Source organism: Schaalia cardiffensis F0333, from assembly GCF_005886435.1.
In the GTDB taxonomy this organism is placed as follows: domain Bacteria; phylum Actinomycetota; class Actinomycetes; order Actinomycetales; family Actinomycetaceae; genus Pauljensenia; species Pauljensenia cardiffensis.
On sequence record NZ_CP040505.1, the window covers coordinates 1,274,468 to 1,294,624 of the forward strand.

At 62.2% G+C, this 20,157-nt stretch carries 19 protein-coding genes and 3 tRNA genes; 11 read left to right on the forward strand and 11 right to left on the reverse strand.

Translation table 11 applies throughout. The features are described from left to right. Positions 1-119: 119 nt before the first annotated feature. The 3 genes from cysK (at position 120) to FFA61_RS05305 (ending at position 2,403) form a co-directional block, all read left to right on the forward strand. Positions 120-1,052, forward strand: coding sequence for a cysteine synthase A (cysK, locus tag FFA61_RS05295; protein ID WP_005964225.1), 933 nt, complete (start codon positions 120-122; stop codon positions 1,050-1,052). Positions 1,053-1,234: 182 nt separating this feature from the next. After that, positions 1,235-1,843 carry a serine O-acetyltransferase gene (gene cysE / locus FFA61_RS05300; RefSeq protein WP_051057867.1) on the forward strand — a complete coding sequence of 203 codons (609 nt, stop codon included), beginning with the start codon at positions 1,235-1,237 and terminating at the stop codon, positions 1,841-1,843. 68 nt (positions 1,844-1,911) lie between these two features. Then, positions 1,912-2,403, forward strand: coding sequence for a GNAT family N-acetyltransferase (locus FFA61_RS05305; protein WP_005964230.1), 492 nt, complete (start codon positions 1,912-1,914; stop codon positions 2,401-2,403). 7 nt (positions 2,404-2,410) lie between these two features. On the opposite strand, the gene FFA61_RS05310 is transcribed toward FFA61_RS05305, so the two are convergent. Both FFA61_RS05310 and FFA61_RS05315 read right to left on the reverse strand, forming a co-directional pair. Next, on the reverse strand, positions 2,411-3,373 hold the full coding sequence (locus FFA61_RS05310) for an Fpg/Nei family DNA glycosylase (protein WP_005964233.1): 963 nt from the start codon (positions 3,371-3,373) through the stop codon (positions 2,411-2,413). Positions 3,374-3,488: 115 nt separating this feature from the next. Continuing rightward, entirely contained in the window at positions 3,489-6,422 is a 2,934-nt protein-coding gene (locus tag FFA61_RS05315; protein ID WP_040314343.1) for a leucine--tRNA ligase, read from the reverse strand. 115 nt (positions 6,423-6,537) lie between these two features. On the opposite strand from FFA61_RS05315, the gene FFA61_RS05320 reads away from it, so the two are divergent. Beyond that, complete coding sequence (locus FFA61_RS05320) at positions 6,538-6,984, forward strand: HIT family protein (protein WP_040314156.1); 447 nt, start codon at positions 6,538-6,540, stop codon at positions 6,982-6,984. Positions 6,985-7,426: 442 nt separating this feature from the next. Here FFA61_RS05320 and FFA61_RS05325 read toward each other — a convergent pair whose 3' ends face one another. Then, positions 7,427-8,170 (reverse strand): metal-dependent transcriptional regulator, encoded by a 744-nt coding sequence (locus FFA61_RS05325; protein WP_131247341.1) that lies wholly within the window; start codon positions 8,168-8,170, stop codon positions 7,427-7,429. Between the two features lie 99 nt (positions 8,171-8,269). Between FFA61_RS05325 and FFA61_RS05330 the strand changes: the two genes are divergently transcribed. From FFA61_RS05330 to FFA61_RS05350, 5 genes are all read left to right on the forward strand, one after another. Further along, positions 8,270-8,342 (forward strand) — tRNA-Lys (locus FFA61_RS05330). A 30-nt stretch (positions 8,343-8,372) separates the two neighbouring features. Further along, positions 8,373-8,448, forward strand: a tRNA-Lys gene (locus tag FFA61_RS05335). Between the two features lie 831 nt (positions 8,449-9,279). Continuing rightward, positions 9,280-9,726, forward strand: a complete 447-nt coding sequence (locus FFA61_RS05340; protein ID WP_005964251.1) for a hypothetical protein — start codon at positions 9,280-9,282, stop codon at positions 9,724-9,726. 1 nt (position 9,727) lies between these two features. Then, entirely contained in the window at positions 9,728-10,057 is a 330-nt protein-coding gene (locus tag FFA61_RS05345; RefSeq protein WP_005964254.1) for a PadR family transcriptional regulator, read from the forward strand. 146 nt (positions 10,058-10,203) lie between these two features. Further along, a complete protein-coding gene (locus FFA61_RS05350) occupies positions 10,204-10,764 on the forward strand; it encodes an SMI1/KNR4 family protein (RefSeq protein ID WP_005964256.1) in 561 nt (186 codons plus the stop codon). A 104-nt stretch (positions 10,765-10,868) separates the two neighbouring features. Here FFA61_RS05350 and FFA61_RS05355 read toward each other — a convergent pair whose 3' ends face one another. Next, the gene (locus FFA61_RS05355) at positions 10,869-11,345 is read right to left on the reverse strand and encodes a peroxiredoxin (RefSeq protein ID WP_005964259.1); all 477 of its coding nucleotides are present in this window, start codon (positions 11,343-11,345) and stop codon (positions 10,869-10,871) included. 528 nt (positions 11,346-11,873) lie between these two features. Between FFA61_RS05355 and FFA61_RS05360 the strand changes: the two genes are divergently transcribed. After that, complete coding sequence (locus tag FFA61_RS05360) at positions 11,874-12,740, forward strand: DUF1266 domain-containing protein (RefSeq protein WP_040314158.1); 867 nt, start codon at positions 11,874-11,876, stop codon at positions 12,738-12,740. Between the two features lie 102 nt (positions 12,741-12,842). After that, entirely contained in the window at positions 12,843-13,889 is a 1,047-nt protein-coding gene (locus FFA61_RS05365; protein WP_005964264.1) for a hypothetical protein, read from the forward strand. 378 nt (positions 13,890-14,267) lie between these two features. On the opposite strand, the gene FFA61_RS05370 is transcribed toward FFA61_RS05365, so the two are convergent. The 7 genes from FFA61_RS05370 to FFA61_RS05400 all read right to left on the reverse strand — a co-directional run bounded on the left by FFA61_RS05370 (position 14,268) and on the right by FFA61_RS05400 (position 20,023). Next, positions 14,268-14,960: a hypothetical protein gene (locus tag FFA61_RS05370; protein WP_005964267.1), complete on the reverse strand. Its 693-nt coding sequence runs from the start codon at positions 14,958-14,960 to the stop codon at positions 14,268-14,270. Then, a complete protein-coding gene (locus FFA61_RS09185) occupies positions 14,957-15,511 on the reverse strand; it encodes a hypothetical protein (RefSeq protein ID WP_175406556.1) in 555 nt (184 codons plus the stop codon). The genes FFA61_RS05370 and FFA61_RS09185 overlap by 4 nt, the downstream gene beginning before the upstream one ends. A 41-nt stretch (positions 15,512-15,552) precedes the next feature. After that, positions 15,553-15,636, reverse strand: a tRNA-Leu gene (locus FFA61_RS05380). Positions 15,637-15,851: 215 nt separating this feature from the next. Then, the gene (gene mnmA, locus FFA61_RS05385) at positions 15,852-16,970 is read right to left on the reverse strand and encodes a tRNA 2-thiouridine(34) synthase MnmA (RefSeq protein WP_005964273.1); all 1,119 of its coding nucleotides are present in this window, start codon (positions 16,968-16,970) and stop codon (positions 15,852-15,854) included. Then, positions 16,970-18,235, reverse strand: a complete 1,266-nt coding sequence (locus tag FFA61_RS05390; RefSeq protein WP_083879490.1) for a cysteine desulfurase family protein — start codon at positions 18,233-18,235, stop codon at positions 16,970-16,972. The genes mnmA and FFA61_RS05390 overlap by 1 nt, the downstream gene beginning before the upstream one ends. Beyond that, positions 18,232-19,230, reverse strand: coding sequence for an electron transfer flavoprotein subunit alpha/FixB family protein (locus FFA61_RS05395; RefSeq protein WP_005964278.1), 999 nt, complete (start codon positions 19,228-19,230; stop codon positions 18,232-18,234). The genes FFA61_RS05390 and FFA61_RS05395 overlap by 4 nt, the downstream gene beginning before the upstream one ends. A 1-nt stretch (position 19,231) precedes the next feature. Then, positions 19,232-20,023, reverse strand: a complete 792-nt coding sequence (locus FFA61_RS05400) for an electron transfer flavoprotein subunit beta/FixA family protein (RefSeq protein WP_005964281.1) — start codon at positions 20,021-20,023, stop codon at positions 19,232-19,234. Positions 20,024-20,157 lie beyond the last annotated feature (134 nt).

A 20,157-nucleotide genomic window follows, 5' to 3' on the forward strand; every position in this document is an offset into this window, starting at 1 on the left:
GACCCCCATAGTGCTCTTATGCACTGTCATTCGCCCTGAGCCTCGCCTGAGCGAGCGCCCCTCCTCCCCTTCTTTCGCGCTGTGGTTTTTCAGCGCTTTCACCATTCCTGAGGAAATTCATGTCCCGTATCGCTTCTTGTGTCGCTGAACTCATCGGCCACACCCCCCTCGTCCGCATCAACTCACTCATCACCACCGATGCGCATGTGATCGCCAAACTCGAGGCTTTCAATCCCGCGTCCTCGGTGAAGGACCGCATCGCCGCTTCGATCATTGACGCAGCAGAGGCCTCTGGCGAACTCAATCCCGGAGGCACAATCATCGAAGCGACTTCGGGCAACACCGGCATCGCCCTTGCAATGGTTGGCGCCGCTCGCGGATACAAGGTCGTGATCGTGATGCCCGAATCCATGAGCGTCGAGCGTCGCATCATCGTCCGTGCTTTCGGCGCTGAACTCGTTCTCACCGACCCCAAGGGCGGGGTCGCAGCAGCAGTCGCCGAGGCTGAGCGTATCCACGATGAGCGCCCCGGTTCGATCATCGCCTCCCAATTCGATAATCCCGCAAACCCCGCAGCACATGTCGCTACGACCGGCGAGGAGATCTGGGCCGACACCGAGGGCCAGGTCGATGTTTTCGTGGCCGGTGTCGGCACGGGGGGCACTATCTCGGGGATCGCGAAGTCCCTCAAGGCGAAGAACCCGAATGTCACGATCATCGCGGTTCAGCCCGCCGAATCTCCGCTCCTGACTGGTGGGAGTGCAGGGCCGCATGGCATTCAGGGCCTGATGCCCAACTTCCTGCCCGGCAACTACGATGCCTCCCTCATTAACGAGGTCGTCTCCGTCAAGACCGTTGAGGCATTGGAATACGCGCGTCGAGCCGCCGCCGAAGAAGGGCTCCTCGTGGGGATCTCCTCTGGGGCGGCGCTTGCGGGAACCGCCCTCGTTGCTGCACGCGAGGAATTCGCGGGCAAGACGATCGTGACTCTTCTTCCCGACACCGGTGAGCGCTACCTTTCAACCGCGCTCTTCGATGATCTGAGGGAGTGATGACCCGGGCGGATGGAGAGAACTCTCTCGCTCTCCATCTGCCCCGTTGGCTCAGGTTCAGCACCCTCCCACTGAGCCCAGCTCAGAGCTCCCCCGCTGAGCCCAACTCAGAACTCTCCCACTCATTCAAGACCAGCGCCCTCCAGCCGATAGACTGGAGGAGTTTTAGCGAAGGGACGATCATGGTGATGAATCCGTTGCGAGCCGCACGCCTCCTCAAAGAGGATCTTCACACCGCTTGTCACCGTGATCCAGCCGCAACCTCGGCCCTCGAAGTCGCCCTCACCTATCCCGGGGTCCACGCTCTATGGGCGCACCGCCTCTCCCATGCCCTCTGGGTCCGCAAGGTCAAGCTTCCCGCGCGCATCCTGTCCTCGATTTCACGTTCCTTCACGGGAGTCGATATCCATCCGGCGGCGGTCATTGGACGCCGTGTCTTCATTGATCATGCGACCGGTGTCGTCATTGGTGCGACGACCGAGGTCGGCGAGGATGTCGTGATCTTCCACGGCGTAACCCTCGGCGGGGTCTCCATGACCCCCGGCAAGCGTCACCCCACGATCGGCAGTCACGTCATGATCGGCGCCGGGGCGAAGGTTTTGGGGCCGATCACCGTCGGCGACGGGGTGAAGATCGGTGCGAACGCGGTGGTCGTGAAGGACGTGCCCTGTGGCTCGGTCGCGATCGGCGTACCCGCGAAGCTCTTGCCCAAGCCCTGCCAGGACACGAAAGACGATGATCTCATCATTGATCCCGTCTACTTCCTCGACGAACCTGAGTTGTACATCTGAGCTGCTCTTTTCCCCACTCAGCACCCCAAACGCATCCGATTGTGATGCGCACCACCTATGCTTGAGGCATGGAACAGCGCACTCTTCACGCACCGGTGAATGCGTTGACCGATGTCGATCGCCCGGCAGGAGTCGAAATCGCGACGCTCACCCGTTACGACATCCCCGTGCTCGCCGTCCTCACCCTGGACGCCTACGGCGATCCCACGACAGCTGAAGCACTCCTGGAGACTTCTGAAGAGCTCAGACTCACCTTCGACGGCGCCTTCGGTCCGACGACCGAAGATTCCTTCGTTGGCGCTTGGGACGGCGGGACCCTCGTCGGAGCAATCCTCGTCGTCCGAGAATCCCCCTGGGATGACGCCCCCGATGGTCCTTTCGTCGTCGACCTCGTCATCGACCCCGAGTATCGGCGCCGAGGCATTGCCACGGCCCTCATCGCCGAGGTCGCGAGCCGTTGCAAGGACTGGGGTTTCGATTCCCTCGCCCTGCGGATCGATGGCCGCCACTCAGGAGCGGCCGAACTCTACGACGACCTCGGATTCGAAGAGATCGACTGATAGCACCTCAACGCTGGCACGAAGGACACCAGAAGAGGCGACGGTTCTGCATGAGCGCTTCTCGCACAGGAGTGCCGCAGCGCAGGCAGGGCCTGCCCGTCCGGTGATAGACGTACCAGCGCGACGCTTCCTCATCACCTTCAAGGGGAGGATTCGGGGCCTCAAGCGGGTCCATTGTCTCCAAACGCCCGGCGGCCAATCCCCTGTTCATCAGATCGCAGATGAGGACCCACAGGTCTGTCAAGCGCTTGGCGGAGATGTTCGATCCCTTGCGGTAGGGGGAGATCCCCGCAAGGAAGAGGGCATCCGCCCGGTAGATATTGCCGACCCCCGCGATGATTGCCTGATCCATAACGATCTCGCCAATGGCGCGCTTCTTCGCGTGCGCAACCTCGGCGAATCTCTTCGCCGCCTCTCGGTCCTCGCGCGCGCCCTCGTCGAGAGGATCCGGGCCAAGCTTCGCCTGCGCTGCGATCCGTTCCTCATTCGAGATGAGTTCACAACGGTTCGGTCCGATGAGGTCGGCGACGGCGTGTTCGTTATACATGCGGAAGCGCACCTGGCCGACGGGTTCGGGAGGCTCCCACTCGCCTTTCGCGGCCTGACCATAGCCTTCGCCCCAACGGGTTTCGGAGTGCCCATCCCACTCCCCTTTCGCGACGGGGGCAATACGATGGGCGACCCCGTGGCCCTCATCGACGACGCTTTCGTCACCGTTGAAACGCCACCATCCGTATAAGCCGAGGTGGATATGCATCCACTCCTGCGGTTCACTGCCCACGGCCTCGGGGGGAACGAAACCGATGAACATGTGCTTGCCGTGAACGCGGATCCGCTCGAGGACACGCCCGTTGATCTTCTCGGCCGAGGCCGCGAAGCGCCCCTGCGGGGAGGAGGCGAGGACGCTCCCACCCGTGAAGAGTTCGTTCATCGTGGACGCGAGCCTGCGAATCGCATCGCCCTCGGGCATGAATCCTCCTCAATACTGTCGGGGCCCTGGCGCCCCGGGGCACGAGCCTACCCGCTCAGCGAAGACCCGGCCCCTCGAAAAACGAAGGGCCGGGTCCAAGCCGTGATGCAGAGGTTCAGCCTCGAGGCACAACGAGGTTCACCAGCGAGGGCGCGCGAAGGATGATCTTCACAGGATCACGACCGTCCAAGATCTTCACAATCGGCCCTTGAGCGAGGGCCCGCTCACGCAGCTCGTCTTCACTGATCGACGGGGGAACTTCAAGTTTCGCGCGGACCTTACCATTGACCTGCACGATCGCGGTGACGCTGTCCTCAACGAGGAGAGACTCGTCCTCGACGATCGGGAAAGGCTCACGAGCCAGGGACTGCGAGTGTCCCAGACGCATCCAAAGCTCTTCAGCGATATGCGGGGCGACCGGGGAGAGCATGAGGATCAGGGGCTCGATGATCTCGCGGGGAACGGACTTCAGGCCCGTCAGGTGATTGTTCAAGACGATGAGCTTCGAGATCGCAGTGTTGACGCGCATGTTCTCGTATTCGACTGTCACATCCGCGATCATGCGGGCGAGCAGGCGCTTCGTCTCAAGGTCGGCGGGCTCTTCACAGATGCTCGGCTCACCGCTCTCCTCATCGACTGTGTTCCTCCACAGGCGCTGCAAGAAGCGCTGAGAGCCAACGACTGCGCGAGTCTCCCAGGGGCGGGACACGTCAAGCGGGCCCATGCTCATCTCGTAGACGCGGAAAACATCAGCCCCGTAGGCGTCGTACATCTCATCGGGCGTCACGATGTTCTTCAGCGACTTGCCCATCTTGCCGTACTCGCGGGTCACCGGCTCGCCCTCGTAGGTGAAGCCGCTCGACTCCTCACCTTCGACCTCGTCGGCGGGAACATATTGTCCGCGCGCGTCCTTGAAGGCGTAGGCCTGCACGTAGCCCTGGTTGAAGAGCGTGTGGTAGGGCTCAGCGTCGGGAACGTGGCCAAGGTCGAAGAGGACCTTTTGCCAAAAGCGCGCGTAGAGCAGGTGCAGGACCGCATGCTCAACGCCGCCGACGTACAGGTCCGTGCCACCGGTCGGCTTGCCTTCGCGCGGCCCCATCCAGTAGTTGAGGTTCTCCTGATCGGCGAGGGCCTGAGGGTTCTTCGGGTCGGTGTAGCGCATCTCGTACCAGCACGATCCCGCCCACTGCGGCATCGTGTTGGTTTCGCGCCTGTAGGTCTTCACCCCATCGCCGAGGTCGAGTTCAACCTTCACCCACTCCTCGGCTCGGCTCAGCGGCGCCTCGGGCGCCGTGTTCGCGTCTTCCGGATCGAAGGTGCGAGGCGAATAGTCCGTGATCTCGGGAAGATCAACGGGCAGCATCTCCTCGGGCAAGGCGTGGGGCAGGCCGTCCTCGTCCCAGACGATCGGGAAGGGCTCGCCCCAGTAGCGCTGGCGGGAGAAGAGCCAGTCGCGCAGACGGTAGGTGATGGTGGAGCGGCCCAGGCCCTTTGTTTCGAGCCATTCGGTCATCGCCGTTTTCGCCTCGTCCTTCGCAAGCCCGTCGAGGCTGATCTCCTCGTTCGAGGAGTCCACTGCCAGGCCGTCGCCCGTGAAGGCCGACTCGTCGAGGTTATGAGAGTAGGGGTCTTTGGCCGGGCCGATCGTGCGGATGATCTCGAGCGCGTACTTGCGGGCGAATTCCCAGTCGCGGTCGTCGTGGGCAGGAACCGCCATGATCGCGCCCGTACCATAGCCCCAGAGGACGTAGTCGGCGACGAACACGGGGATGGGGCGTCCGTTCACGGGGTTAATGCCGAAGAAGCCGGTGAAAACGCCGGTCTTGACGCGTTCTTCGTCCGTGCGCTCGGACTCGGTCTTGGCTGCGGCCTGCGCGCGGTAGGCTGCGACTGCCTCTCTGGGAGAGGGCGCGCCCCCGGTCCACTCTTCCTTCGTGCCTTCAGGCCAGGAGTCTGGGACGCTGAGCTGGGCGGCGTCATCCGCATTTCCTGCAAGGGTGCCACCAAGGATCGGGTGTTCGGGTGCGACGACCATGAAGGTTGCACCGAAGAGGGTGTCGGGACGGGTCGTGTAGACGTCGAGAGAGGCCTGCGAGGCTCCGGCTGCTTTCGCTTCGGGCACCTCGAAGGTGACGGTGGCGCCTTCAGAGCGGCCGATCCAGTTGCGCTGCATCGCGCGGACCTTCTCCGGCCAGTCGATCGTGTCGAGGTCGTCAGCGAGGCGCTTGCCGTAGGCGGTGATCCGCATCATCCATTGACGCAGGTTGCGAGTGAAGACCGGATAGTTGCCGCGCTCGGAACGCCCTTCAGAGGTGACCTCTTCATTCGCCAGGACGGTCCCCAGGCCGGGGCACCAGTTCACGGGCGCTTCAGAGACGTAGGCGAGGCGGAAGGAGTCCACGACCTTGGCTCGCTCGATTCGGTCAAGCTCAGCCCAGGAGCGCCCGTCGGGGACGGCGACCTCGCCTGAGGCGAGTTTGTCTTCGAGCTCACTGATCGGGCGTGCGGCACCCTGCGAACCGTCGGGGGCGGTGGCTTCCGGGTCGAACCAGGAGTTGAAGATCTGCAAGAAGATCCACTGGGTCCAGTGCACGTATTCGGTGTCGGTCGTTGCCAAAGAGCGGCGACGGTCGTGCGAGAGGCCGAGGCGACGCAGCTGTCGGCGCATGTTCGCAATGTTCTCTTCGGTCGTGACCCGCGGATGCTGGCCCGTTTGGACGGCGTACTGCTCGGCGGGCAGTCCGAAAGCGTCGTAGCCCATTGTGTACAAGACGTTCTCGCCCTTCATGCGGCGGAAGCGTGCGACGGTGTCGGTCGCAATGTAGCCGAGGGGGTGTCCGACGTGCAGGCCCTTGCCCGAGGGGTAGGGGAACATATCGAGGAGGAAGAAGGGCTTTTCCTGTGCAAGAGGACCGGCGAGTTCTCCCACAGGGTTGTCCGCGTTGAAAGTTCCCCACTCGTCCCAGCGATCCTGCCACGCCTTTTCGATGGTGCCGGCGAGCTCGGCGGTGTACCGCTGGGCGGGTTCCATACCCGGGGTCTGGCTCATCAGGACCTTCTCCTTCACGATCGACGATTCAACCCTTAAAGGGTAGACCATCGACTCGGCAGGAAAACGGCGCAGAACGGGGCACGAGACGAGCCCGATGAGTGACAATGAGTGCATGAGCACTGTCTTTGAGAACATCATTTCCGGCAAGTGGGCTGGACGCTTCGTCTGGGCCGATGATCTCTGCGTCGTTTTTGCGACGATCGAGCCGACTGCACCTGGCCACGTCCTCGTCGTTCCGCGTCACGTCTACGAGAAGTGGACGGATGCGCCCGCCAGTGTCGTCGCCCATCTGGTGGAGGTCGCCCACACGATCGGCGCCGTCCAAGAGAAGAGCTTCGACGTTCCCCGTTCGGGCCTGGTCATCGCGGGTTTTGAGGTTCCCCACACGCACCTGCATGTCATTCCGCTGCGCAGCGAGGCGGATGTTTTGCTCTCGAATGCGGCCCCCGCCTCGGATGAGGCACTCGATGAGACGATGGGCAAGCTGCGCGAGGGCCTGCGCGCGGCCGGATATGGTGCGAATGTTCCGCTTGAGATGAGCTCTCCGACCTTGGCTTGAACCCCTCTCAGTGGCCTTGCCTGAGCGCGCCTTATCGCTCCCAGCCCGAGCTCTTCCTGCGGCTTGACTTGCCTTCCCCCAGTTCCCCGACCTGAGCTCTTTCTATTGCCCTGAGCGACCCTGGCCTGGGCTCTCTATTGCCCCGATCTGAGACCGCTCTGTATCCCCACCCCTGAGTTCGCCCTGTGGCGCCTGGTCTGAGCCCTCCCCTATTGCCACGACTTGAGACCGTGGGCTGCCTCCAAGCCAGCACCGACACTGTGTTCTGCCTACGCCTTGACCTGAGCCCACCTTGCGGCTCTGGCCTATGCTCTCTCTATTGCCCCAATCTGAGCCCTTTCTGCATCTCCACCCTTGAGCCCGACTTGCCCTCCTTTGCTCTGTCTGAGCACAAGTGCGGGACGGATGGGGCTCAAAAAGGTGGTGCAGACGCGAACGCGGATCAGGCGCGAACGCGGATCAGATTCGCGGTCGTCTCATCGAGGAGGACCTGGTTGACCGTTCCCACCCCATCTTGAACATCCACAGCGACTTGCTCCCCTGCTGGTCCAGTATTTCCGGCACAACCCGCCCCGTCCTCGTCATTGGGGAGCCGGGCCAAGCGGATCTGCGAGTCGAGGCCGATCCCGGCTTCGTCAAGATTACGAAGCCCTTGCGGGTCCTCATCGGAGAGGCGGGCGACTGTCACCCACTCCCCTTGTCTTTGCTCACTGAGTGGAACTGTGGCTCCCGTACGAATCCGCCCATCCGCGTCCGGGATCGGATCACCGTGGGGGTCGCGGGCGGGCCACCCGAGTGCTTCGTCGATGTGTTCAAGCAGCCGATCGGAGACCGCGTGTTCGAGGATTTCCGCCTCTTCGTGAACCTCATCCCACTCAAAGCCGAGGCGGTCATGGAGGTAGGTCTCTAAAAGGCGGTGACGACGGACCATGCCAAGGGCGATCTGTCGGCCCTGAGCGGTGAAGTGCACCTTCTTGTAGGGCTCGTGTGTGACGAACCCCCAGGAGGTGAGGCGCGCGACGTTCTCAGAGGCAGTTGAGGCCGCAACCCCCATGCGCGCAGCGAGGTCGTTGACCGAGATGCCGTCGCCGCCCGCTTCTTCGTTCCCCCACATCTCCTTGAGATAGTCCTCGGCGACTTGACTATTCTTCGCGCCGATCGCCCCGAAGGCTGAAGCTCGTGTCATGACTCCCCTCAACTCCACATATGTGGCACTGTTCTCACCGCTCAATTTTGCATCCCCAGGGCGAAGGCGGTAAAGTCTTATTCCGGTCGAAAGGCCCCCGCGTCATTAGCTCAATTGGCAGAGCAGCTGACTCTTAATCAGCGGGTTGAGGGTTCAAGTCCCCCATGACGCACTGCTCCTAGCGATTTTCGCAGGGAGCCCCGCGTCATTAGCTCAATTGGCAGAGCAGCTGACTCTTAATCAGCGGGTTGAGGGTTCAAGTCCCCCATGACGCACCAAGAGGCGCGGCCGTATGGCTGTGCCTTTTTCGTATCCACGGCCCTAGGTCTTACGTGGAGTCGTCTTACGTGGAGTCTCGCATGAAGATGGAGTCACCGACTCCCCCTCAGAGATGAACTCACTCACTCCCCCCATCTCGAATGTCGGCCAATATCTGTGGTGCCCTTCGGGGTATGACGGTCAGGATGACCACAAGTCGAACCTTATGTCTTGGATCCTTAAAGAAATCCCAGGTCAGAGTTTGATTCGTCCGACTTATGCACGTTCAGTGTCCGACTTGTGGCCTCTCCCGAGGGATATAAGCCCTCCACTTGCCGCCAAGGGCGGGCTTGGTGTCCCGCTTGTGGCCTCCCCCGGGGATGCCCGCCAGAATGTGGGGCATATTCTGACGGACCGCTGGAACCTGAGGGAGAGCAAGGGTGCGCCTGGTAGCAGCGGAGCACTCGGTTTCGCACGGACAGGGTCCAAACGACCCCAAACACCATCTCGGCACCACCAAGCAGCCCTCACCTCAACCGAAATCACAACCGGGGTACCCGAACACCACCCAACACCCACCCAAACGACCCCAAACACCATCTCGGCACCACCAAGCAGCCCTCACCCCAACCGAAATCACAACCGGGGTACCCGAACACCACCCAACACCCACCCAAACGACCCCAAACACAATCTCGGCACCATCAACATCAGGAAAACCCGAGTCAACGCCACACAATCTGACCGGTAACACCCCTCTCTTCACCAACACCCCAAAATTGAATGATCGGTGGTGTACCATTGGTACAGTACCTATCAAGAAGAGCCGATCAAGAAGAAAGGCGCAACCCATGAACACCGCACCCCCCGAAGCGAAGACCACCAGCGCCCGCAGGGCACTCACCCCCTTCGCTCTTTCCATGCTCGCCGCCAATATCGGCTTGCACATCGTGATCGCCCTTACGGGCAACACCGTCGGCCTTCTCACCTACTTCGGCGTCGTCCTCATCGCCCTCGGATACGCGGTGTTCATCCTCGTCTACGGCAAACACCTCAAACGCGTGCGATTCGGCAGCCTCGCGGCGCACACGATGACCTACGCATCGGTCAGCGGCGGCTTCCTGCTCCACTTCTTCATTCTCGCCGTCACCGCCAATCCGGTCCTTGATGGAGAGTCCGCGCACTTCGTCACCGCTCCCGCATGGTTCGGCGTCGCCATCGCCATGCCGGCCCTCTGGGGAGTCGGCCTGACCCTCCATGCCCTCGGCGCAATCCTGTCCCGTGGATTCGAGAAGTGACGTGAGCGAAGCCGATGAGTTCCTCGACGACCTGGTGGAGAGCTGGGTCGAGGTCTATAAGAAATCTGCGACCACTGTGTTTCTCCTGCGCATCATCTCCAAAGAAGAAGAGCTCTCCACAGCGCAGATCTTGACGCGCCTGAGTGAGGTGAGCGGATGGTCCTTCACCGAGCGCGGCCTCTACAGGACCCTCCAACGACTCGTCTCAAACTACTTGCTCGCAGTCGACACCCGGCCGGGAGTCCGTTCCGGTCTCAAACGCAAAGTCTTCACGGTGACGGACTTCGGACGGGCATACCTGGCGCGCATTGAGGCCGAGTATCGAAAGTAGAACCCCGCGCTCCTGAGCCGGGCATCGTCTCTTCTCGAGGAGGAATGCGGTTTCTCCAAGCAGAACACCAGCCAGGGCTTAGATACGCTGGAAACCATGAGCGATACGTCGAGGCACTCCTTCAGCGCCTCAGATCTTGATGACGTATGGACCGATCACCCCTACTACGAGGAGCACTGGACTCAGCCCCCCAACCCGATGAGGAAACGATCAGCGAGGTCGAGAAGCGCTTGGGATACCGCCTGCCCGCGGCCTACATCGAATTGTGTCATCACTGCAACGGCGGCGGATTTAATCGGGACTGTTTCCCTACGATGGAAGAAACCTCGTGGGCAGAAGATCACGTCGCCATCACCGCATATTCCGCGATCGGCCCGGACACGGCGAATTCTCTGTGCGGCAGTTGCGGCTCGCAATTCATGATCGAGGAATGGGGATACCCGCCGATTGGAATCGTCTTCGGTCAATGCCCGAGCGCGGGCCACGACGTCATCATGCTCGACTATTGCGAATGCGGTCCCGAGGGCGAGCCTCAAGTCGTCCACGTCGACCAGGAGTTCGACTACGCTCGAACGCTCCTCGTACCCGATTTCGCGAGCTTTATCAAAGGACTCGTTCCCGCCGAGGATTTCGAAGACGTCGAAGAGGAGGAACGCGAAAGGCTTCACGCCGTGGAATCGGCGCTCGTTGGCACTCTTCCACCTTAGGTCCTTCGTCTCCTTGAAGCCTCGGACAAGGTCTTTCCCGAAGGGGAACTCGTTTTTCGCAAGCAGTTGGCGAGGATCGCGCAGGATAAGGGAAGCCTTCTCCTTCAGTCCTCAATGCCGAGTTCTCGTCGAAGCCTCGCGACGTGACCGGTGGCTTTCACGTTGTACAGGGCCTTCATGACGATGCCTGCAGGATCGATGACGATCGTCGAGCGGATGATGCCGATGGATGTCCTCCCGTAGTTCTTCTTCTCCCCCCAGGCTCCCCATGATTCGAGGATCTCGTGATCCGGATCGGAGACGAGGGGGAAGTTGAGGGATTGTGTATCCGCGAAACGCTCGAGGGGGCCCATCTGGTCGGCGCTGATACCGATCACCGAATAGCCGATGCCTTTGAGCGAGTTCAAGGAGTCGCGAAAGTCGCAGGCTTCCTTTGTGCATCCCGGCGTCGAGGCCTTCGGATAGAAGTAGACGATGACGCCTTTTTCGGACTCCTTGAGGAGTTCCGCCAGGTGAATGGTGCCGTGAGTGGATTCGGCCGTAAAATCGGGGGCGATCTGCCCCACTTCGAGCTTGCTCATGACCTCGAGTCTACGGAGTATGACGCGCACTCACACGCCGAGCATTTCGCAGGCCGACGGTAGGGGTGAGAAGACAGCAGCGGTGAGAAGTTGGCTAGGGTGAGAAGCGGCCCAACGCTCGACAAGCAGGGAGCAGCGGGCAGCGCAGGGTACCGGGAGCACGCACGGGGGCTCTCGCGTGTTCTTCCACGAGGATCACTTCTTCCAAGGCGTGCGGGGCGCATGGGCGGCTTCTCTCGACGCAGGCGCGGGAAATGAATGCGAGGCTCGCGCTTCACCTTCTGTCCCACGCGCCAGCAGAGCACCCTGCAAAGCGGTTTCGAGGATCTCAGGCGGCTCAGCCTGTCCCACGCGCCAGCAGAGCACCCGAATCCCCACCTCATCGCCCACTCCGATCTCGCCCTCTGTCCCACGCGCCAGCAGAGCACCCCAGGGAGTCAGCCTCACGCGAGCTGGATCTTGTGCGCTCTCCACGACGCATGCAATGCTGCTTGGGACCCCAACAGTCGTAAAGGAGAACGTCACCTCATGGAGTCCATTACCTCTGTGTTCGATTGGTTCCTTGCGCCGGAAAATCGCCTCATCATGTGGATCGCTCTCGGCTTCCTCGGCATCATTGTGTTGTTCCTTGTGCTCAAGTTTTTCGCCAGGTTCTCGAAACTGGCCTACAACAAGGATTTCCCCGTCGATACCCGCGAAGCGAACCTGCTCGCACTCGGCTTCCAGCAGATCACGAACGCTCAGAACTACTGGAATGACCCGACTGCAAGTTTGTCGAGCACGAGCTCGCTTCACAAGCTGCGCGACATGTGGGGATTGAACAGCAGCAATGACGTCTACGAGAATGTCGAGCGCTTGTTCATGCAGCGCCGTCGACGCGAACTGTGGCAGCAGCTACTCACCCTGCGCGCACAAGCAGCCCAGGCGAATGGCGGAAAGAAGCCGAGCAGCCGCCAGTGGCTCGCGGCGATCAAGGAATCGGGTGGCACCGGCAAGGGCGAGGAATTGGAGTTCGTGCGCGCCGTCGAATACTACGAAAAGGCCTTCGGTAAGAAGCACTTCCCCGCTGACGAGCCGGTCCTGAGCTTCGACGCATATGCTCTCGGCCAAGCCGTCGCGGTGTGCACCTGGGGCGTGGGGCTGGGACTCATCTCGCGCGAGGACTCTTTGAGGATGATCGAGGAGATCAATCGTGTGGCGCGCCAGGAGTTCGATTCCTGGGCCGCCTTCGGTCGCAGCTACGTCCTCGGACGGGTCATGCACTGGAGCGAGGGGCGCGCCGACGAGGACCATGCCAAACAGTGCCGCGAGGCTGTGGTCGCGATGGAGATCGCTCTCGACGCCAAGCAGCGCGGGCCCTGGGGACTGCTGCCCTGGCGCCTTCCCGCGAACTGAGTGACCCGGACTGTGGCGAGCGATCCGCCTCGCCCCCTGCTCGGGGAGGCCTCCTGTCTGCGCCGCCCGCCCTCTGGAGAAGAGGCTAGCTGGTATCGGCGAATGGCCGGTGTCCCCTGGTACCGGAGCATCACCGCTATCACGGCCCTCGTGGTGATGAGCGAGGCGGGGCTTCTCGGCGTTCTCGTCCTCGTCCCTCGTCTGTTCGAGGTGGATGCCCTCTCTAGCGCGACTCGGCTGCTCCTGGTGATCTTGCCGATCGTCTACGCGCTGGCGGTGGGCGCCTCCTACTCGTACTGGTTGGTGTGGCGTTTGCGCGATATCCGACTCTGGCGCTTCGCAGTCTTGAACGATCACTATTTCTCCGATGCGATCGAGACGGGGCCCGGGGTGAGGCCGAGCGCTTTGGCGGGTACGGGATTTCCGAAGAACATGCGCATTGTCATGCGCGCCGTGTTCGGCGGCCATGATGAGCGCTATGGCGAGATCATGGTGGGCCGCAGTCGTGCGATGCGCAGCGAGACGGCGAATCGTGTGAATCTGCGTCGCCCCTTCGCCTTCGCGCGCATGGACTTGCCCGCGAAGAGCCCGCACGTCATTGTGAGGAACAGGCGCTCGCCCATTCTGTCGCTTGCGGGTTTGAGTACGGGCACGCAGGTGGATCTCCTCCCCGAGGGCGATCCCGATCATGGCTTCACCGTGCTGTGTCCTCAAGGCTTCGAGCAGGAAGCCCTCAGGCTCTTCACCTCCGAGGTCTTGAGGACGCTCTGGATAAGTGCTCGCTCATGCGAGTTCGAACTCATTGATGACGAGCTCTACGTCTATTTCGCCCATTCCACGCCCCTGTGGAAGCCTGAAGCGATGGAGCAGCTGCAGACGACGCTTGCCCTCCTTAGACGGCGCGTGGTGGAGCGCATACCGCGTCGCTTCGATTCGGAGCAGGCCTTGAAGCTCGGGGCGGCGCCGATGCACGGAACGTGGGGGTCTCCTGGAAGTTCACCGCATCGCGTGGACCTGTCGGGACGGCGAATCATCAACAAGGACGGGGTTTCGGCAATGACATGGGTCTTTCTCCTCGGCGTACTCCTGTTCAACGCCTTGGTCACGGTCTTCGTGCGCTTCGTGCTGCCGATACTCCTGCAAGGATAAGCCGATCCTTCCGCAGGGATAAGAGCTCGGCGCTCCCCGCGTTCTCAGCACGAGGCAGATGAGTGAAGCTCTCGATAAGAGCTTTGTCCGAGCAATCATCCGCGACTGCGAGCACACTCGCGACGACTCTGGCGCACTGTGTGGTGGCAGTGGGGGTGTAGAGGACGGGGCTTGCTCGAAAACTGCGATTCTTGCGCGGGGACTCGAGGTGGCGTGTTTGAGGGCGTGAAGCAGCTCCGACTCCGCTCATATTGGATGTCATCACGAGCAACGCCGGACCCGTCTCGCGTCGATTCTTCACGTGCACAGCGCACAAGCAAAAGCTGGACGCGGCGGGTTTGGGCTGAGCTGTCGCGGGGAACAAGCTATGGGCGGAGTTCAATCTCCGATGAAGTCTGTCGTCGTCTGCGCAGCGATTCCGCGTGCAGTGGGAACGGTGAAGCCAAGAAACCACTTATCGACCATGCGCGGAAGACTTTGCACGAATAATCCTCGGCGTTCCCTCTTAAGGTGCGCGCTTGTTAAAATCCCCATGCCGTAGGTTTCGAGCGTGATCGACCGAAGAAGCACGAAGTCGATAGACCCTCCCGAGATGATGTCGAGGCATTGGTTGATGAGGCTGAGCATGTACCAGCGGACGTTCTCTGGCAGCTCCGTTGCACCGCCGAGCATCTTACGCATTTCCTCAAGGGCTTCTTGAAGAGTGTCGAGTTCTGCCGTTCCGAGGACGGGAGGCAGGTGCGGAGTAATATCTTCGGCGTCTGCAACGTTGCGCAAGGCAGTCAAGGCGAAGGCGTCAACCTCGGGTACAACGTTGGTGTCCCAGCAGTCGTCGGGTGTGATGAAGGCATTGCGCATCACGTCCAAGACTTGAGCGTTCGCCTCAAGCCGTCCGGACATGGTGAGCAATTCGCGGGTACGCAGAAACAGATTCATACCGCGTGCCTGGACCTCCCACTTATCTTCGCCATCTCGGGCGAGCACACTCAGGGCCTGTCCGACTGTTCCACCAGCCTTGCAGAGCCGCTCGACGAAGCCGACGAATTCGTGAATCGGGTTGTATTTCTTCACTGGATCTCCTCCTCTTGTCTGAGGCATGTGCGAGCTGCGAGATTCGGCCTTTGGTCACGCCGAGCACTGTCGCGATGTCCTGCATCGTGAGGCCTTCCTCTCTCAATTCTGCAACGGCGCACTTGTTCTGCGCGAGCATCTTCTCGGGCTGGGCGAGCATCTTCTCGGGCTGCTTCTGTGGCTTGGGCGGCAGTCTTGACTGCTTCGGCGGTCTTCTGTACAGCACCGTCGATGGCAAGGATGATTTCAGCGGTGCGCGAGGCATCGTCGTCAAGCTTTTCGGCCCACATCGACCCGAGATCTTCGGTCTTGAACTGCGCTTCGACCAAAATATTGCCTCGCGTGTACTGGGGCTTCCCGTTGATGGGAGCCGCGAGCGTCCACCAGCCTCCGTCGCGGTAGGCGAAAGCGCCGTCTTTGTTGATGATCGGGCGCTGTCCTCGTTGACGATTGGAAACGCTTTGGGCGCGACGGAGCCCTTCTTCTAAGATCCCTTGTGTCCTGGCTTCATCACAGATGATCCTGGCACCGGTCACCGCTCGTCGAGGCAACTGTCATACTCGACTTTCCAGCAGGATCCTAAAGAAAACTCTGGTGCGCGAGATGGGACTCGAACCCACACGTCAAAGACACTGGAACCTAAATCCAGCGCGTCTGCCAATTCCGCCACTCGCGCGCCCGCCAAGTCTACGGGAAAGAGGGAAGAAACGCGGATTCGAGGCTTGGGCCTCCGGGGGGAGGCTGCTCCGTTCACCTCAGGCCCTCTTTCCACTGGTCCTTTGCCCGCAGCGCCGCAGCCTCTCACGCTTTCTCGTTCCCGGGACGTGCACCCCCACCCCGAGGCCGCGCACACACCCCCGTGACGCGTACCCACCCCCGGGACGCACCAACTCAGCCCCGGGATGCGCGAAGGATCGTCCCCTCGCCGAGAACACGGCTGCCGCGGTAGACCACCAGGGACTGTCCGGCGGCGACCCCTCGGATCGGCTCGGCGAGGCTGACGAGGATTCCACCCTCTACGCCCATGACTCGCGCCGCCTCGCGATCCTCGTGGACAAGCCCAGACACCGCCGCGGGCACCCCATGAGCGCGCACCTGAACGAAAAGATTCCTGCACTCCTCAGCCATGTCATCCTCAGCGAGCCAGACGACATCATTGGCCTCAATACGCTCAACCGACAGCAACTCCGCTGCCCCTACGATCACTTGATTCGTGTCGGGGCGCGTCTCAATGACGTAGCGCGGGCGCCCATCGGCCGCTGGGTTCTTAAGGCGAAGGCCTTTGCGTTGGCCGACGGTGAAGTTCCAGTAGCCATCGTGGCGGCCCACAAGCTCACCCTCGGAGGTCACAATGTCACCGGGTGCAAAGCCCAGGCGGGCTCGGAGGAAGCCTTGAGTATCCCCATCGGGGATGAAACAAATGTCATAACTATCAGGCTTGTTCGACACCCCAAGTCCTCGCGCCTCAGCCTCGGCTCGCACCTCGGCCTTCGTCGCCACCTCACCCAGAGGGAGGATCACCCTGGACAGTTCTTCACGTCCCATGACGGCGAGAACATAGGACTGATCCTTGAGGGGATCTGCCCCACGATGCAGTTCACGTCCCGACTCGCCTTCGCGGATCGAGGCGTAGTGGCCGGTACACACCGCGTCAAAACCAAGAGCGCGAGCCCGCTGGGCGAGCTCACGGAACTTCACAAACTCATTGCAGCGCACACAGGGGTTGGGCGTGCGCCCGAGCGCGTACTGTTCGACGAAGTCCGCAATGACGCGCTCTTCGAAATCTTCAGCGAGGTCCCACACGTAGAAGGGGATCCCCATGACTTCCGCGGCACGAGCCGCATCTGCCGCATCCTCGAGAGAGCAGCAGCCGCGCGAACCGATCCGGCACTCCTGAGGCTGTGATGACAGGGCCATGTGGACGCCAACGACCTCGTGACCGGCATCCACGGCTCTGGCCGCTGCGACCGCGGAATCGACTCCGCCGGACAAGGCTGCGAGAACTCGCATCAGTCCTCCTTCATATTCGAGTCGATCATGGGAGTACCTTCCAGGCGGGCGCCTCGAGCTGAGGCGGAGCGCCGATCAGCCCTGCGGGTTTCGCGCGCATCAAGGGCCTGGCCTGCCAGGATCGCCTGCGGCAGTGTGCGAAGAAAAGCATCAATGTCCTCGATCGTGGTGTCCAGGCCCGTCGATACCCTCACAACACCGAGCGCCTCGGCTTCAGTGGCCCCCATCGCGAGGAGCATCTGCGAAGGCCGAGTGACTCCCGCATGGCAGGCCGAACCTGCGGACACGCTGATTCCGGCGGCGTCCATCGCCATGAGCACAGCCTCGGGATGCCAGGTGTCCAGACTTAAGTGAATGATCGAGGGTAAGGCATCGGCCGGGTCGACGCTCGGACGAGCATTCTCAGGCAGCCCCGCAAGCAGCTGAGCACGCAAGTGGAGCGCATGCCGATGCGCCTCCTCGCGCTGCGCGAGTGTTTCCTCTAGGGCTACGGCGAGGGCGACGGCTCCTGCAACATCGGGCGTGCCCGAACGGATGCCCCGCTCATGGCCTCCTCCCGGACGGTCCGTCACTGGCTTCAATGCGCGGCGCACCAGGAGGACTCCCGTCCCCACCGGGGCACCGATCTTATGCCCTCCAAAGGAAGCCAGGTCCACGCCCAGGGAGGCGAAATCGAAGGGGAGCAGGCTGAGCATCTGAGCCGCGTCCGTGTGGATGAGGGGACGCTCTGTGCTCTTGCCTCCCCCGCCCAATGCTTCGACGAGCCCTGCTACGGGCTGGATCGTCCCGAGTTCGGAGCAGACGCTCACGAGGGAGGCCAGGGCTAGACGATGCGCCATTGCCTCCAAAAGCTCGGGGTCACAATCGACGAGGCCGGAGCCGCCGAGCGGGAGAAGCTCAAGGGCGAAACCTTCCCTGACAAGGACCTCGCTTTGTTCCTTGACCGCATCATGTTCAAGGGCAGACATCAGGACGGTGGAGCGTCGGGGGTCGCCACAGCGCGCCAGCCGGGCACCGCCCACGACTGCGAGGGCATTGGACTCCGTCGCGCCGGAAGTGAAGACGACCTCGCTGCGATGAGCGCCCAGGGCTGCGCCAATGCGTTCGCGAGCGTCTTCGAGCATACGACGAGCCCGGCGTCCCCCCGCGTGGAGGGATGCCGGGTTGCCGGGGCTTTCAGCCAAGTCGCGCTGCGTCCTCGTCCATGCTTCGAGGGCCGAGGGGCGCAGCGGGCACGTTGCCGCGTAGTCGAGGTAGTGCGTCAGTTCTCCTCGCGAGCGGCTCGGATCGCTTCAAGGGCCTGGGGAACAACTTCGAAAAGGTCCCCGACGACACCGAAGTCGGCGATCTCGAAGATCGGTGCATCCGGGTCATCGCAGACGGCAACGATATGGCCCGAGGATTGCATGCCGACGGTGTGGTGGATCGCGCCGGACACGCCAAGCCCGATGTACAGGTTCGGAGAAACGGACACACCGGTCTGGCCGATCTGGAGGGTTCGCGACGCCCAGCCCTCGTCGCAGACGACACGGGTCGCACCGATGGCGGCTCCGAGCTCATCGGCGAGGGACTCGACGATATCCATCTCACCATTTGTTCCGCGTCCCGCGACGACGACGGTCGAGGCCTCACTCAAGGAGACTCGGCCCGAACCCGCTTGAACGCTCGAAGAGAGGACCTCCACGGCGAGCGCCTCCGGAGAGGGCGTTACCTGGATCTCTTCGATTGCGGCAGCCTCGGGCTCTTCGGCGGGGGTCTCATCGAAAGATCCCGGGCGGACCGCCGCGACCGGGAGGGAGCCGGACACGCGCAGTCTGTTCGACCAGGAGCCCGCCAAGGCGGTAGTCGTCGCGATCAGGGAATCGTCCTCGACCTCAAGGTCGGTGGCGTCTGCGACAACCCCTGAGTCCATCAGTGTCGCAATGCGCGAGGCGACCTCTCGGCCACGGTAGGTGGACACAACGAGGAAAGCACCGAAGTCCTGCGCCTCAAGAGCCGCGATGACGGCGTCGGCAACGCAGGCGCTCACCCGGGGAGCGGATTCGCCGATAGAGGGAACGAGGACCCGCGAAACACCGAGGCGGCCCAGGGCCACCAGATCCGCGTCCTTCGTCAGGGAAAGGACGAGCACACCCGCGTCGCTCAGGGTCCGTGCATGGGAGACGAGCTGAGCGGAAGCCGGGGACAGGCTCCACCCCTCAGCATCGGAACCAGAGTGATCAACGAGGACGAGGATCGGACGGGACAGACTCTTGCTCATGTCACTTCACCACTTCAAGGAGGTAGGCGGCCAGACGCGCACCCGCGTCACCGGAGTCCGGGATGATTGTTCCGGTACTCTCGCGGACGACTTCATCGGTTTCGAGGACCTCAATCACGCGAGGACGTCCTTCGATGAGCGCACCTGCGGGAGTGGAAGCGAGTTCTGCGAGCTCTACTTGATCCATCGGCTTCTTACGCGCGGCCTTCATTGCCGCGAAAGCCGGGTAGCGGGGCTCGTTGATCTGGTCTGTTACCGACACGACGAGGGGCATTGCGGCGGCCAATTCGTCGTCGTAGCCATCGACTGTGCGCCCGATCGTGACTCGACCCGAACCCGGGTCGACCTCGATCGAATGCGCGAGGCCCAAAAGGGGCATTCCCAGGCGCGTTGCGAGGGCCGCCGGGAGCATGGAGGTCATTGAGTCGAGGGACGCCATGCCGGTGACGACAAGGTCAATTCCCCCGTCCTCGTTGATCTTCTGGATCGCTGCCGCGAGCGCGAGGGCGGTCAGGCCCGCGTCCGCGCCGGCGAGACGCTCATCGGTGATGAGGACGCCGCGGTCTGCTCCCATCTGGAGGGCCCTCATGAGGGCGTCTTCAGCGTCTTCGGGGCCCATGGTGAGGGCGATGACCTCGCCGCCGTGTTCTTCGACGAGTTGGACTGCCGCTTCGACGGCGTTCTCGTCGAGTTCGTTGAGGACGTCATCCTCACCGCGCACGAGGCGGCCATCTTCGAATCGGCGCTCGGACTGGGTGTCCGGGACGTGCTTCACGCAGACGATGATTCTCATAGGGACAAGCGTGCCATATGAGCGCACAAAGGCCCTTTGTCAGGGGGCTCGCATGGGGATTCCCACATTAAGGGGTGTGCTTTGGGGGCGTTCTCGTGTATTCCCCGCTCTCTCGGCATACCCTGGATTGCGTT